7 protein-coding genes are annotated in these 16625 nt (G+C 43.9%); 2 read left to right on the top strand and 5 right to left on the bottom strand.

Going from position 1 to position 16625, the window contains the following annotated elements; all coding sequences use genetic code 11:
• Positions 1-51 precede the first annotated feature (51 nt).
• The 5 genes from IH597_12640 to IH597_12620 form a co-directional block, all read right to left on the bottom strand.
• Entirely contained in the window at positions 52-513 is a 462-nt protein-coding gene (locus IH597_12640) for a toxin-antitoxin system YwqK family antitoxin (protein ID MBE0663298.1), read from the bottom strand.
• 210 nt (positions 514-723) lie between these two features.
• The gene (locus IH597_12635; GenBank protein ID MBE0663297.1) at positions 724-1080 is read right to left on the bottom strand and encodes a carboxypeptidase-like regulatory domain-containing protein; all 357 of its coding nucleotides are present in this window, start codon (positions 1078-1080) and stop codon (positions 724-726) included.
• A 108-nt stretch (positions 1081-1188) separates the two neighbouring features.
• Positions 1189-2193, bottom strand: coding sequence for a hypothetical protein (locus tag IH597_12630; protein ID MBE0663296.1), 1005 nt, complete (start codon positions 2191-2193; stop codon positions 1189-1191).
• A gap of 11 nt (positions 2194-2204) precedes the next feature.
• Complete coding sequence (locus IH597_12625; protein MBE0663295.1) at positions 2205-2675, bottom strand: CoA-binding protein; 471 nt, start codon at positions 2673-2675, stop codon at positions 2205-2207.
• Entirely contained in the window at positions 2659-3063 is a 405-nt protein-coding gene (locus IH597_12620) for an OsmC family protein (GenBank protein MBE0663294.1), read from the bottom strand. Before IH597_12620 ends, IH597_12625 begins: the two co-directional genes overlap by 17 nt.
• Before the next feature lie 327 nt (positions 3064-3390).
• Here IH597_12620 and IH597_12615 point away from each other — a divergent pair, with 327 nt between their 5' ends.
• Both IH597_12615 and IH597_12610 read left to right on the top strand, forming a co-directional pair.
• Positions 3391-9420 (top strand): S8 family peptidase, encoded by a 6030-nt coding sequence (locus IH597_12615; GenBank protein MBE0663293.1) that lies wholly within the window; start codon positions 3391-3393, stop codon positions 9418-9420.
• Positions 9421-9740: 320 nt separating this feature from the next.
• Positions 9741-16469 carry a T9SS type A sorting domain-containing protein gene (locus IH597_12610; protein ID MBE0663292.1) on the top strand — a complete coding sequence of 2243 codons (6729 nt, stop codon included), beginning with the start codon at positions 9741-9743 and terminating at the stop codon, positions 16467-16469.
• Positions 16470-16625: the final 156 nt, after the last annotated feature.

The following is a 16625-nucleotide window of genomic DNA, read 5'->3' as shown; positions in this document are numbered from 1 at the left end:
TCGCAGTAAAGGCATTTTCGGTAGGTCAAGAGACTTTATTTATTGCAGAAACTAATATGTTCTTTGCATCGCAAGGTTGCCTGCTTCATCCCACATGAACCAGTCGCCACTTTTTTCGCCGTTTTCATAGTATATCTGGTAGCGTTTGTTTCCGTTTGAATCCCAAACAAGCCAACTCCCATGTTTGTCACCATCTTTAAAATTTGCTTCAGCGGTAAGGTTCTTATTTTCATCCCAGGTGTACCAGGTTCCATGCTTAACACCATGCTTGTATGAACGCTGTTCTTTTTTTGTGCCATCAGGAAAATAGATGAATGTGAGGTCATGCTTCTGACCTTCAAATAAATTCATTTCCATTTTGAGCAAACCATTTTCGTAATATTCGGTGACTGTACCGGAATATAGCACGCCATCCTTGTAGTACAAGCCATCATTTTCAGTGATGCTCTGTGCAGAAGCAGCAGCTACTGTAAGAAGCAGCAATATCGCCATAGTTAAAAACAGATTCTTCATATTGCCCTCCGGTTTTAAAATATTGCAGCAAATATAATAATAATTGATCAAAAGTTAACATAAAGTTAACATTAAATTAACGTTTTAATAATATTATTCCGCAATGGACTGATGATTAACGCTTTGTGTATGTCGCTGAAATATTGAGAATACACAAAAACCGAGTTAATTAATTAAGCCGGTTTTTGTAAAGTGCTAAAGAATATGAAGCTAGAGCTGCTTTAGTTGAATGATCAGATCATCCTGCTGGGTTGAGGCAGATATTTTTTTAATCTCCTTTTCAGCGTAAGCGATATAGGAAATCCTAAGGGTATAATTGCCGGGATTCAGATTTGTAATGGTAAATCTTCCTGTAATATCAGTAAATACTTTTCTTTTTAATTCAGTGATCTCAATTGCGGCACAAACCAATTCCTCGCCCGTGTCATTATCTTTGACAATCCCTGTTAAACTAACCGTGGAATTTGATTTTGATTCGTCTTTGAATGAATCATTTTCAGCAAACGAATGTGCTGACATAAACAGCAGAATGAATAGTACCAGGAACGTTTTAATTGTGTTTTGCATTTTTCAGAATCAAAACGCAAAAATAGAACTGTGATTGGTTGGAAGGGCTAAGATGTGTATTAAGCTTTCTTTAATTCAATATTAAGAAATTGTTAAGACATGCCAAAGCTAGTAATAATGTGTCTCCACCACCGGTTGCCACATCTGCCTGTAACTTTCCTGTTCCATGCCAAGGCAAACATCAGCGAGTGAGCAGTTGTCATGAGGGTCGTGGTTTACCATTCGGGCGAAAGTACAGGGATCTTTCTCACAGTGACCAGTCTGGCAAAACAATTCCTTATTGCAACAACTGCGGCCTAATGACCAGAAAAAATCATTGAGTTCAACAATGGGCTTGCCCGATACACTTGCGATGATCCGGAAAGCCTCAATGCATGCCATTCTAACTTTTGCGTCACTATCAACAGGCTGACGATTCCTGAGTTTTGATGCAAGTTTATGGTCGTTTACTTCAACACAACCGGTTCGGAGCATAACGCGTTGCATATGGTAATCCATTATCGGGATAAAATTCTCTGGATCTTTTACCTTCAGCAGCCCGGCATCCTGTATTAATTTCAACAGAAATGTGCTTTTCTTGCGCATGGGGTCGGAGTATGCCTTGAATGTACCCAGTAATTCATATAGCCCTATGCCGTCAGCAAACAGCCGTTGTTTCGAGTGTTTAATGATATAATGAATACTGCCTTTGAACTGACTTTCGAGGATATAATCTGTTTCGGCCAGGAACGATGCGCGTTCAGCCACGCGATCGAGTGTAGTATTCAGCGGGCTGAAATCATCAGAAAACATTGAAGCCAGCCGGTTGCATAAATCGTTAAACGGAAGTGAAGCAATTATTCCCCGTTGCAGAAAAGGGGAATTATTCTTTCCGAGTTGTGTAAAAGTGTGTTCAATGTACTCCCATCCCCATAACTTTAGCTTTTTGTTATACAACTTCTGGGTTTGATGACAGATGGCAACCGAATAAAAATAGGTTCTCAGGCGTGTTTCAAGCGGAGCCTCAAAATTCAGGAATTCCCGCTCATAGAACCAGCCCCTGAACTTAAAATGCGTCAGGCATTCTCCTACTTTTAAACACTGACTGAGGTTAGGGCTAACTGCGGCTGCCATTGTGGTTCAGTTTAGTTGGGGAAAGTTCCAAAAACCTTACTTATAAAACGGTGAACACCGTGAAACCCTTTTACCGGTTCAAGGTGCATCAAAATACATCTCCCGCTCACATACTTCAGGTTGTTCTGTATGCAAAAATCAATTACTGCATTATCTTCTGAACCCTGCTGCAGCCATACATGCTGAAAACCCCTGGCTATGGCTTCCTTGAGGAGCAAGAGCGATTGGACCGGAGGAGTTACAAGCACAAGTGCGTCAATTTCTTTCGGCAATGCGCTGAGGTTCGGATAGCATTTGTGTCCGTCAATCTCTTCGGCATTGGGGTTAACCGGAACGGCTGCATATCCTTTTGCCAAAAGATCCTTCAATACGATGTTGCCGAATTTCTTTGGATCGCGCGAAGCACCTCCAACAGCAACATTTTTATGGGTAAGAAACTCCCTTATCTTTTCTGCCAAAGCAGTTTTATTCTTTGTTTTCATGTCCTATAATAATATTGTAATCAAATTCAGGTGGATTCATCATATGCCTTTTTACAGCGCAGTGGTTGGCAGCGTGAACCAGCGCATCTTTATATTTCTCGGGAAATTCGTCGGGAAGGTGCATTTCAAATGCTATTTTGCTGATCAACCGGCTTTGTGGGTTAGTTTGCATGTTTTGTTTGATCACAATGTTTTTGGTGTCAATGCCGCGTTGTTCGCAAAATGATTTAACATAAATGCCCACGCATGTTCCAATGGAAGCAAGGAACAAATCGAATGGCGCTGGTGCAGAATTTTCGCCACCGGCAAAAGCGGGCTGATCGGTAAGAATGGTGTGGCCTTTATAGCTGGCCTGGACTTTAAGTCCTCCGGGGAAAGTTATCTCCATGTTAGTTTAGTTAAAGAGTTTTTTTATGTTTTTTCAAAGGTAAAAATTTTAAGTATAGAACCATCCTGTAATGCCTCGAATATTTATGCGTTTGTTTCCGGCACTTATTATCAGGACTAAAGCTTAAAATAAGCTTGATTTTTTTGGAAATGTATTGGAAATCGCCCCTCTTTGTCGTACATTTACAGTCGTTTTTACAATCCCCATCTTGGCATCCTTCCTCACTTCGTTCTGTAACAAACACCTGACCGGGCCCACTCACTGCAGAATAAGTTCATTTACAATTAATTATTAACCACCAGGCTTTGCCTGGATAATAACATTGCCATGAGAAACAGCAACCAAAAATTCGTATTAATTTTATTACTGACCTACAGTGTTTCAGTAATCGGCAATTCACAAAGCCACGATGCTCAAGCAAATGAGCCTAAACCGGCCTATTATCTTTGTGAGGATGATCTTATTGAGATAATGTTTGTTGAATCATCCAGGGTCAGGCTGCGGAATGGTTTGACCACAGATCTTACATCAGATGCGATGAATGGCGTTGATGCGGTGCTAAGTACTTTATTCTGGTTTGAGTGGCAGCGCTTCAGCGAAGTGGATGAAGACCTCATTGATAAATGGGCTGAAGACGGGGAGCGAAATACAGGACAAAAACTTTACAACCTGAACAATATCTTCAGGCTTCAGATTCCCAAAGGGAATGATATCTGGGAACTTTCGACAAAGCTCGAAGCCCTGCCAGGTATTTTTTCTGCCCGACCGGTTCCTAAACCAATGGCACTGCCACTACCTGGCAATTATCAATCATTGCAGGGATATCTCAAACAGGCCAGCATCATACCTTCTGGTTTGGATGCCAATTATGCCTGGACTGTGCCCGGTGGAACCGGCTCAGGTATTACAATTTGCAATCTGGAATATAGTTGGAATTATAATCATGCGGACATTACAAAAGCTGTGGGATCGCAAATCAATACCAATGTTGTTGATCCATTTAGCGATAATAATCATGGCACTGCGGTTATAGGCATGCTCGTTGCCGATAATAATGGATGGGGTACTACCGGAATCTGTTTCGGTGCAAACCTGCTGACCTGTGGCACCAATTATGGCTCTCCAACCGCCACATGGAATGTTCCGGGTGCCATCGCAGTTGCCATAGCTAATCTATCTGCGGGCGATATTATCCTGCTCGAACAGCAATGGGATTACACCGGAACAGGTGGTTTTGTGCCAATTGAATGGTGGCTTAATTACTCACCGAATCCGCAAACAAATAATGGTGTTTACTCGGCCATTCAAACTGCGGTAGCAAATGGAATACATGTAGTACAAGCTGGCGGAAACGGAGAGGTGAATACAGGTATGCTAAATTGGTATGGGAATTCCGGAGCAATAATCGTCGGAGCCGGGACTGCAAGCAGCGGAAATGACCTACAGCGCATCACCACTGCATATTCCGGAAGTTGGGGCACATCTTATGGCCAGCGCTTTGATTTGCAGGGATGGGGTGAAAATGTGATGACCACCGGTTATGGCACCTATTATTCAGCCCAGGGCCCCAATTATTATTATCGGGCTGACTTTAGAGGAACATCCAGTGCCGCACCCTGTGTTGCAGGGGCAATTGCTTGTGTTCAGGGATATTATGTGGCCAATATTTCAGGAACACCAATGTTGCCGATAAATATGAGAAACCTGCTTGTAAGTTTCGGCACGCCTCAAGTGTTTGGCCCAAGTGGCAACATTGGGCCAAGGCCGGATTTGTTTTTGGCCATCACCAATATTCCTCCTCCTTCAAACGATCTGGACTTTGGTGATGCGCCTGATCCTCCTTATCCGACCCTTATAAGCAGCAGCGGAGCAAGCCATATAATTGATGGCGTAACTTTTCTGGGTTATTCTGTTGATCCTGAAACCGACGGACAACCCAATGCTACTGCAACCGGAGATGATAACGACGGCAATAACGATGATGATGGTGTCATATTTACAAGTGTGCTTATGCCCGGTCAAAATGCTAATTTGCAAGTGATTGCTTCAGTTCCAGGTGTATTGAATGCCTGGATTGATTTTAATCATATGAATGTTTGGGGCGATCCGGGAGAATTTATTTTCCAGAATGTAATCCTTGCTGCAGGTGTTAATAATCTGAGTTTTGCTGTTCCACCCAACGGGGTTCCCGGAAATACATTTGCGCGGTTCAGATTTAATACCACCGGCGGACTTCTCTTTTATGATGGTTATGGACCAGCTCCTGACGGGGAAGTGGAAGACTATGAGGTTTTTATAGAGGAACCTATGTCTGATCCTTACGACTTTGGTGATGCACCTGAAGGTACCCTTGCCTATCCTGCAAGTGGCGTATTGGGTCAATTCCCTACATGCATCAATGTTGGCCTTCCGAATTCATGGATTCAACACAGTAATTTTGGGGCTTTCTTTGGGCCTTCAGTTGATCTTGAACCCGAAGGCAATGCCGGTTTGTGCCCGATGTTCAACCCGAATACCTATAATCAGGATGAGTGCTTCCAGGATGGAGATGCCGGCCTTTTAACTCCTGGTGCATTTACCATAGTGGGTTCTCCGGGAGCCGAGACGGTAGTGACCTGTCCCGGGTCAAATGGGATGACCCTTGGTCCTGTCTGCACACAAGCCATCTGGGGTCAGAACATTGACATTCAGGTTCAAAACTTTATGCCTAACATGACTGGTGGCCTTGTGAATGTTATTATTGACTGGGATCAGAATGGGATATGGGGTGGAGTATCTTCCTGCCCCGGAGGTGTAAATGTTCCTGAACATGTACTCATCAACTTTCCTGTTCCCAACGGGTTTAATGGGCCGTTGTCAATGCTGATGCCGCCTGGTTTTTTGATAGGGCCAAATGCGGGTTATGTCTGGGCAAGGTTCAGCATCACCGAAATACCTGTGTTGCTTCCCTGGGATGGTTCGGGTGTCTTTGAAGATGGCGAAACGGAAGATTATTTATTGCTCTTAGATGCTCCGCCACCCCCGGATTTTGACTTCGGCGATGCGCCTGATCCAACCTATCCTACACTTGCTGCCTCCAATGGCGCGAGTCATGGTAATAATCCTCCGGGGTACTTTATGGGGGCATTAATTGACTATGAGCCCGACGGACAATCTACACCAAATGCCTCCGGAGATGACACAAACAATCTGCAGGATGAGGACGGGCTAAGTTATACATCCCCTGCTACGGTGGGACAATCCTATAACTGGCTGGTTCAAGCCTCAATGCTTGGTGGTTTTATAAATATTTGGGTTGATTTTAATTGCGATGGCGACTGGGCAGACGCGGGCGAACATGTAGTTATTGATGCAGTTTCAACCAATCTAACCATGGGGTTCAGTATTTTAATCCCGGCAAATGCAACACCCGGCAATACATTTGTGAGGGTAAGATTTAGTTCGGTGCAGGGTTTAAGTAATAATGGGTTTGCTCCTTCGGGTGAAGTTGAAGACTACATGCTTACAATTGCCGGCCTGCCGCAATACGATTTTGGTGATGCCCCCGATCAACCCTGGAACAATTACTTCTATCCAACCCTGCTGGCTAGCAATGGTGCCAGACATCTCATTGTTTCTGGTGTTCATCTTGGAAATTTAATTGATGCAGAAGTAGAAGGTTTGACTAACATAAATTCACTGGGCGACGATCAAAATAATCTTGCAGACGAAGATGGGGCGCTCACAAACTGGCACAGCTATATGTCGGTAGGATATCCGATGAACATGAAAGTAAATGCTTCAACCAGCGGATTGTTGGATGCATGGATGGATTTTAATAAAGATGGTGATTGGAATGATGCAGGAGAACAAATATTTACATCTGTACCACTCAGCCCGGGCGATAATTATGTCAGCTTTATCATTCCTCGCAATGCAAATACAGGTTTCACTCCATTTCCATATTCTTCACGCTACCGTTTCAGCACTGCAGGAGGATTGAGTTATACAGGGCAGGCCAACGACGGCGAGGTTGAAGACTATGCTATCTCATTTAACCTAAATACTTTATATCAGTGGTCGCAACCACACAAACAAACATACAGTAACTGGAGTGGAATACACTGCCATGATGCAGTGGTAAGCGGGCAACTTCAGATTTTGGTGAATGCTGATGACTTCATCAGCTACGAAGGTAATGTGTCGGGAATTGTGTGGTACGGATGCTATGAAATTCCGGGATTGGGAATTAACCGATTTCATCTGAGTTTGCACAATTCAAACCCAGGTTGCCTGCCAGCCGATCCTGAGATTTGGGGAGCTGATGTTTTGTTAGGTTCTGTGAATGAAACTGCAACAGGAAATTACAATAGCATGGGTGAAATGATCTACAGGTATGAGTATTATTTACCAACTCCTGTTCAACTGCAAGCCGGAAGTACATATTGGCTGGATATCTCAGCTCGCTGCAATAATCCGAATGTACCGGCCCGCTGGAAATGGATGGAATCCTCGAGAAGCCGTGTAACCGCACTCTGTCCAGCCGTTCAGCGAGTGATCGTTGTAGGTGTTCCATCTGTTTGGAGTCCATTATACTGGGCCAGTAATAATACACATTCGGAGATGGCATTCGAAATCATGTCGGCAATGGATTTTGGCGATGCACCATTACCATATCCAACAACATTGGCCAACAATGGTGCCTGTCACTCAAATTGGTGGGGACCGCTTCACCTTGGAAATGTGATTGATTATGAATCGGATGGCCTACCCGACCCCAATGCATTGGGTGACGATAATAATAACCTGCAAGACGAAGATGGAATTGTGTTTCTGAGTCCATTGTACATCGGGCAAAATGTAGCTATTCAGGTAACAGTAACAGGTTCAGGCCTGCTACAAGGATGGGTTGACTTTAACCGTAACGGAAGCTGGAGTGATCCAGGCGAACAAATCATGCTGAACCTGCCTGTTTCAACAGGAACATTTATTCATAATTTTATAGTTCCGCCCAATGCAGTTGCAGGGCCTTCATTTGCCAGGTTCCGACTGAGTACATGGACATTGCCAGCCAACATATTTGATGGATATTTGCCAAGTGGCGAGGTTGAAGATTATATCGTTGAAATCATAGACGCATTTTTTGACTTTGGTGATGCCCCCGAAGGTGCTCTTGCCTATCCGGCAAGCGGTGTGATTGGCCAATTCCCTACATGTATGAATGTTGGCCCTCCGGGAAGTTTCATTCAACACAATAATTTCGGGGCATTCTTTGGGCCTTCAGTTGATTTTGAACTAGAGGGCAACGCAGGTTTATGCCCGAATTTCAACCCCAACATGTACAATCAGGACGAATGTTTCAATGATGGAGATGCAGGACTGCTGCACCCAGGTGCTTTTACTATTGTGGGCCCTCCGGGTGCCGAGGTTATTGTTGCATGTCCGGGAATACCATTTATGCCACTGGGCAATATATGTACACTTGCTTCCTGGGGTGGCAACATTGATATCCAACTTCAAAACTTTATGCCCAACAATACTGTTGGGTATGTGAATGTGCTGTTCGATTGGGATCACAACGGCATCTGGTCAGGCTTTGCAACATGCACTGGTGGCCAACAGGTTCCTGAACATGCTCTTGTCAATCATTTAATTCCCAATGGTTTTAGCGGTCAATTGTCTGCAACATCTCCCCCTCCCTTCACAATCGGTCCCGCCTCGGGCTACGTTTGGGTCCGTATTTCCATTACGGAACAGCCAGTCCCTGCAAACTGGGACGGTTCTGGCATTTTTGAAGATGGCGAAACAGAAGATTATATGTTCCATGTTTTGCCTGATCCAAACATCAATTTACAGAATATAACTGTTCCGGGCGGCCAAACTACTTGTTACGAAGCAGCTCAAACAATCACTACAGCAGGATCGGGAACTACCTTCATTGTTCAAAACGGCGCAGTGGTTTATCTTGTTGCGGGTCAGAATATTATTATGAAAGACGGCACTCATTTTAAAAACGGATCATACGTTCATGTATATATTGAGCAAGACGGCGAATACTGTAGTAATCCAAAAGCAATAGTTTTTGAACAAGAACCTTTGCCTAAGCCTCTGCCGTTTGAAATAGCTGAGAAGGATTCATTCTTTAAGGTGTATCCAAATCCGAATACTGGCCAGTTCACACTTGAACTCAGTGAGCGTTCTGAATTCTCAACTATCAAAGTTGAAATTTTCAACCTTGTTGGTGAAAGAATCATGGATGTCGAGCTTCTGGCAATGAAACAATACCTGTTCGATCTGTCAGCAAAGCAACCAGGTATTTACCTTGTCAGGGTAATGCAAGGCAATGATGTGGGGATTGAAAAGGTGATTAAGCAATAGTTTCAGTGAACTTTTGTGCAGTTAAAAACAAGCCATCTGTGTCAGGCACAGATGGCTTTTAATTATTTACTTTTCAGGAGTAAATAAGTTGCTATAACTGCTTGTTTCTCTAATCTGACACCTCGCGCACCAATATGCCAATAAATTTGCAATAAGCTTTTTAATGTTGTAAATTTACATTCTGATTTCATCAACCCCATCTTGGCATCCTTCCACACTTCGTTCTGCAACAAACACCTGATCGGGCCCACTCACTGCAGAACATGTTCATTAAAATTAATTATTAACCTGCAGGCATAGCCTGCAAAAAACTGCTGGTTATGAAAAAAGTAACTTTACAATGGATAATTGTAATTATCCTTACCGTTATCGCATCTAACAAGCTGGTTGCTCAACTACCTGAGGCTTCACCAATCAATCCTGATTACATCCGATACCTTGAACTTGTTGATCAGGGGCTTTGGAGAAATACTACTGACGAAGGCTACAGCCTTGGGTATATTCCATCTCCTTTCCGGTTTCAAACTGTTGATAAAGAGCCTGAGGAAACCAGGCAACTACCGGCAAGTTATGATCTAAGAAATGTTGGCGGTCAGAGTTTTGTGACATCAGTAAAAGATCAGGGTTTATGTGGTGCATGCTGGGCATTTGCAACCATGGGTGCTTCCGAGAGTATGTTGCTTTTCAAAGGACAAGGCACTTATAATCTCTCTGAAAACAACCTGAAACAAACCCATGGTTTCTTTTGGACTCCTTGCCAGGGTGGAAATTCCTACATGTCTACTGCATACCTGTCAAGAGGTTCTGGGCCGATATATGAAGCTGATGACCCCTATTACCCTAGCGATTATTCCACCTATAATGGCAATCCGCCCGCAATGTATATGACGGATGCAGTTTTCTTACCGAAAAATATGAACACAATCAAACAAGCCATTATGGCCCATGGAGCATTGTACACTGTTTTTTTCTGGGATCAGTTGTATTACAACCAGTCCAATTATACATACTTCTATTCGGGAAGTGCGGTTCATAACCATGCAGTTACACTGGTTGGCTGGAATGATACCAAGGTTACTTCCGGGGGAGTTGGTGCATGGATTATAAAAAATAGCTGGGGCACAGGCTGGGGCCAGGCTGGTTATTTTTATATTGCCTACCAAGATTCCAGAGTAAATGATGAGGTTGCTTACTGGCCCAATAAAATCAATTATTCTTCAACCAGGGTGATTAATTATTATGACCATCTGGGTTCAACCGGATCAGCAGGTTATTCCAATACTACCGGATATGCCCTGGCAAAATATGTTGCAAGCCAAAGCTATAATATTCAAAAACTGGGAACCTATATCGTTGAAGATGGAACAACAATTGGATTTCAGATTTATGATGATTTTTCAGGCGGGGTATTATCAAACCTGCTTGGAAGTATTGCCAATCAAACCATCGCCAATGCAGGCTATGTTACATTGGATTTGCCTTCGCAGGTTAGTATAAGCAATGGAAATGATTTTTTTGTGAAAGTTTATTATAATACGCCTACTAATTTGAGTCCTGTTCCCACAGAGTGGCAGGTGACCAGCTATGCTTACCCAACTATTGAATCCGGGGCTTGCTGGATGAGCCATGATGGTAGTTCCTGGTTTCAGCTTGGCCAGGGGATAACAGGTTTTGAATGGGATGTATGCGTAAAGACATATGGTGAACAAGTGGACGAGCTGGACTTTGGCGATGCGCCTGATCCTCCTTATCCGACCCTTATAAGCAGCAACGGAGCAAGCCATATTATTGATGGTGTGACTTTCCTGGGTTATTCTATTGATCCTGAAACCAACGGTCAGCCTAATGCTACTGCAACCGGCGATGATAACGACGGCAACAACGATGATGATGGAGTAATATTTACCAGTTCACTCATTCCAGGCCAGAATGCTACCGTACAAGTAATTGCTTCGGTTTCGGGTGTGTTGAATGCCTGGATTGATTTTAACCAGTTAAATGTTTGGGGCGATCCGGGAGAATTTATTTTTCAGAATGTGAACCTTACTGCAGGCGTTAATAGCCTGAGTTTTGCAGTTCCCCCCAACGCTGTTACTGGAAATACATTTGCGCGGTTCAGATTTAATTCCACTGGCGGCTTGCTGTTTTATAATCAATACGGCCCGGCACCTGATGGTGAAGTTGAAGACTACCAGGTTTTTATTGGGGATGATATACCTGACCCATACGACTTTGGCGATGCTCCCGATGGTTCGTACCCAACACTACTTTTGAACAACGGCGCAAGACATTTGATTGTTCCTGGTATCCATATGGGCAATTCAATAGATTCAGAACCTGATGGACAACCTGATCCAAATGCTTTAGGCGATGATAATGATGGCAATGACGATGAAGATGGAGTTGTTTTTAATACACTTCTCATTCCCGGCCAATCGGCACATATGTGGGTTACGGTTTCAACCAACGGATATGTTAATGCATGGTTTGACTGGAACGCAAATGGCAACTGGTCAGATCCTGGTGAGCATCATTTGTTAGACTCACCTATGATTGGAACATACGGTGTTACTTTCTTGATTCCTGCAAATGCGGTTTTTGGTAACACCTTTGCCCGGTTCCGTTTTAGCACACAGCCAGGCTTATCCTTTAATGGACCGGCTAATGATGGTGAGGTAGAGGATTACATGGTATATATTGGTGACGATCAGGACCCATATGACTTTGGAGATGCGCCCGATGGGCCATATCCTACGTTATTGACAAACAATGGCGCCCGTCATTTAATCAATCCTACTGTTTATCTTGGATCTTTGATTGACGCTGAACCGAATGGGCAGCCTACACCCAATGCTGACGGTGACGATCTAAACAATCTGAATGATGAGGATGGAGTTACTTTCCTCTGGCCGCTGGCCGCTGGCAACCCCTGCAAGATAAAAGTAAATGTGTCAACAAACTATGCTTATTTCAGCGGGTGGTTTGATTTCAATCAGAATGGAAGCTGGGCTGACCCACAAGAAAATGTCTTTAGTGATCTGGTTTTGCAAACAGGTGATAACTATCTCACCTTCATAGCTCCGCCCGGCACTTTGCCAGGGTTCAATTATTCGCGTTTCCGCTATAGCACGCAACCAGGTCTTTCGTTTACAGGGACTGCGCCTGATGGTGAAGTTGAAGATTACAATGTTATTGTTGAAGAGTACGGTGATATTAAATGGCGTCAGCTTCCTGAGCCTAATCTTCCCGGCTTGCATGCCGATCCTACTTCCTGGATAGCAGACGACTGGATCTGCTATGGCGGATTGGTAACAGACATTCATTGGTGGGGAAATTATGAACTGAATGTAAATGGTTTCGAAAAGCGTGGTGCTGGGATTAATCATTTCCTGATAGAATTTTATACTGATGCCAGTTGTCTACCGGGTACTACAGTTGCTGGTTTTGTTGTTCCTTTTAACACCATATCCGAACAGTTTACCGGAATGAACAGTTCTGATGGTTCTCCTATTTATAAATATGACTTTATACTACCTGCCCCATTTATGCAACTTGCCGGAACCACCTATTGGGTTCGTATCCTGGCTATGCCAAATGATATGCTAAACCCCGCTGTCTGGCGCTGGCAGGAGGCAAATAGGGATCAGTGGCCTATCAACTGCGGAGCAGCTAGTTCTTCAGGAGGTCCCTGGCAAACAATAGTCTGGCCCACACCACCACCTCCAAGGTTTTCCGATATGGCATTTGTTATTACCTCCGAAGAGTTTGAAATTGACTTTGGTGATGCACCTGACATGCCCTATCCAACTTTATTGGCAAATGGTGGCGCTCACCACCAGATTGTTCCCGGAATATATTTGGGCACTTTGATTGATGGAGAGCCTGACGGACAACCCGATCCTAACGCAACAGGTGATGATCTGAATGGACTTAGTGATGAGGATGGCGTAACCTTTTTAAATGCTTTTGTGCCGTCTCAGAGTGTGTCGGTTCAGTTTGTGGTAAACGGTACGGGATATATAAATGGCTGGTTTGATTGGGATGCCAATGGAATCTGGTCTGACCCTGGTGAACATGTAATCATTGACCAACCGGTGAATACCGGCAACTTCGTATATAATGTTGTTGTTCCGAACAACCTGGTTGCAGGCCTTACGTTTGCCCGTTTTCGTTTCAGTTCAATATCCGGAATAAGCTTTACAGGATTCGCGACGGATGGAGAAGTTGAAGATTACGCAATTTATATTGAGGAAGTAGATAACGATTTTGGGGATGCACCTGATGGGCCTTACCCAACCTTGCTCGCAAATAACGGGGCAAGGCATTATGTTGTATCTGGGATGCACCTTGGATCGGGTGTTGATATTGATTTTGACGGCCAGCCTGACCTTTTTGCAATAGGCGATGATATGGATGGCAACGATGATGAAGATGGTATTATATTTTTAGGTTCGTTTGTACCTGGACAAACTACACCTTTCACATTATCAAATATTGCAGGTGCAGGATATATAAATGCCTGGTTCGATTGGAATGGCAACGGAACCTGGGCTGACCCGGGAGAACACGTTTTGGTTGACCTGGCCGCAAGTTTCCCGTTTCCCCCTGGAATTTTCGGGACAATCCCTGTTCCAGCCAACGCTGTACCTGGAATGACTTATGCAAGGTTCAGGTATAGTTCGATCCAGGGGTTAAATTACGATGGGTCAGCACCCGACGGCGAAGTGGAAGACTACCGGATTAAAATCAACGAACCCATCATCCACAAAATGCACTACCCGCAATATCCTGACCCCAATGGATGGGATATAAACATCACACATCCTGCAAGAATTGGTGACGATTGGATGTGCTCCGAAACCGGTTATGTTGAGGATTTCCACTTCTGGGTTTCATTCCCCGGTGATATGATACCTCCTGATTTTGGTGTTAATTTTGAAATCCAGATTTACAGTGATATTCCGGCAGCGGTGAGCCCAACAGGCTACAGTATTCCGGGCAACCTTTTGTGGGTAAGGGATTTTTCACCGTCTGAATATAACTGGCAATTTGATTTTGAACATCCACAGGGCTGGTTCGATCCGTATTTGCCTGAAATCAACCCTATTGATCACTTCTCTTGTTTCAGAATTGATATCATGAATTTTACTGAACCTTTCCTGCAGGAAGAAGGAAACATTTACTGGCTTGTTATCACAGCACACATTTCTGACGGGGGCGGAATTGTGTATCAGGATGTAATACTGACGCTCGATAATATTGATCCCAATATTAGTGCCTATCAGACCTGGATGGAAGATCAGGCTGTGATGAGCATTCAGGATCATCCAACTTATCCACCTGCAAGTTTTACAATTTTATCCGATGCAATTATTTTACACCCGGCTATGCTTGTGGTTGATCTGAGTGCCTATTCCGGCAAAATTTCCTGGGTCGAAGTTGATATCACCGAAGCTCATACTCCGGGCAATGTGGTTGCAACATTGTATGATGCGGGCATGGTTGTGGGCATACAGGCAAGTACAATTACAGGTTTTCAAACCTTGATATTAACAAACTTTGGTATGCAATATAATCCTGATCTGTTGACGATTGAAGGGCTTGAAGGCATTGTTCATGAAATCCGATTCCAATTAGAACTTTCCGGAGGCGATGAATTTAGAATTGGGTGGAAAACATCGCCTGATCATTTTAATGATGTTGCTGTATGGCAATTACCGGATTTGGCTGATGTGTGGGAAATGCTTATTGACCCAATCACACTTGAGGGCTTAAGCCTGTCGTTCGTGATTACTGGCAACCCTGTGCAAGAATTTGACTTTGGTGATGCACCGGAAGATGCACTTGCATATCCTGCAAGTGGCATGTTGGGTCAATTCCCTACATGTATCAATGTTGGCCCTCCGGGAAGTTTCATTCAACATAATAATTTCGGGGCATTCTTTGGGCCTTCAGTTGATTTTGAACCAGAGGGCAACGCAGGTTTATGCCCGAATTTCAACCCCAACATGTACAATCAGGACGAATGTTTCAATGATGGAGATGCAGGACTGCTACACCCAGGTGCTTTTACTATTGTGGGCCCTCCGGGTGCCGAGGTTATTGTTGCATGTCCGGGAGCGCCAGCTGCGCCATTGGGTAATATATGTACAACCGCTTCCTGGGGCGGAAATATTGAATTCCATCTTCAAAACCTCATGCCCAACAATACAGTTGGGTATGTGAATGTGTTGTTTGATTGGGATCACAACGGCATCTGGACAGGTTTTTCAACCTGCACGGGTGGTCAACAGGTTCCCGAACATGTTCTTGTCAATCATATAATTCCCAATGGCTTTGTAGGGCCCTTGTCGGCAACATTTCCCCCTCCGTTCTTTATCGGTCCGGCATCGGGTTACGTTTGGGCCAGGATTTCCATTACCGAACAACCGGTTCCTTCAAACTGGAACGGTTCAGGTATATTTGAAGATGGCGAAACAGAAGATTATATCTTCCTCGTTTTGCCTGATCCAAACATCAATTTGCAGAATATAACTGTTCCGGGCGGCCAGACTACTTGTTACGAAGCAGCACAAACCATTACCACAGCAGGAGCTGGAACTACCTTCATTGCTCAAAACGGCGCAGTGGTTTATCTCATTGCGGGTCAGAATATTATTATGAAAGACGGCACTCATTTTAAGAACGGATCATACGTTCATGCTTATATTGACCAAACCGGAGAATACTGTAGTAATCCAAAAGCAATAGTTTTTGAACAAGAACCTTTGCCTAATCCTCTGCCGTTTGAAATAGCTGAGAAGGATTCATTCTTTAAGGTGTATCCAAACCCCAATACTGGCCAGTTTACACTTGAGCTCAGCGAGTTTTCTGAAATCTCAACCATCAAAGTTGAAATCTTCAGTTTGATTGGCGAAAGCATCATGAATGTTGAATTGCCTGAATTGAAGCAATACCTTTTTGATCTTTCTGACAGACAGCCAGGTATTTACCTGATAAAGGTAATGCAAGGGAGTGATATTGGAGTCGAAAAGTTGATAAAGCAATAGACAAATCAGTTGCAGCCGCCTCAGAAACTGGTTATTCCGGTTCACTGAGGCGGCTTTTATATTTTATGCAACAATCCTATCCTGACTTTGAATAAACTTTGCTTTCAAGGGTGGATTGGAGATTCTGGTTTTGAAGCTAAATTCCATTTTAGAAAC

It is taken from the genome of Bacteroidales bacterium, assembly GCA_014860575.1.
Lineage (GTDB): Bacteria > Bacteroidota > Bacteroidia > Bacteroidales > JAAYJT01 > JAAYJT01.
This window is presented reverse-complemented; position numbering and strand designations above follow the sequence as displayed.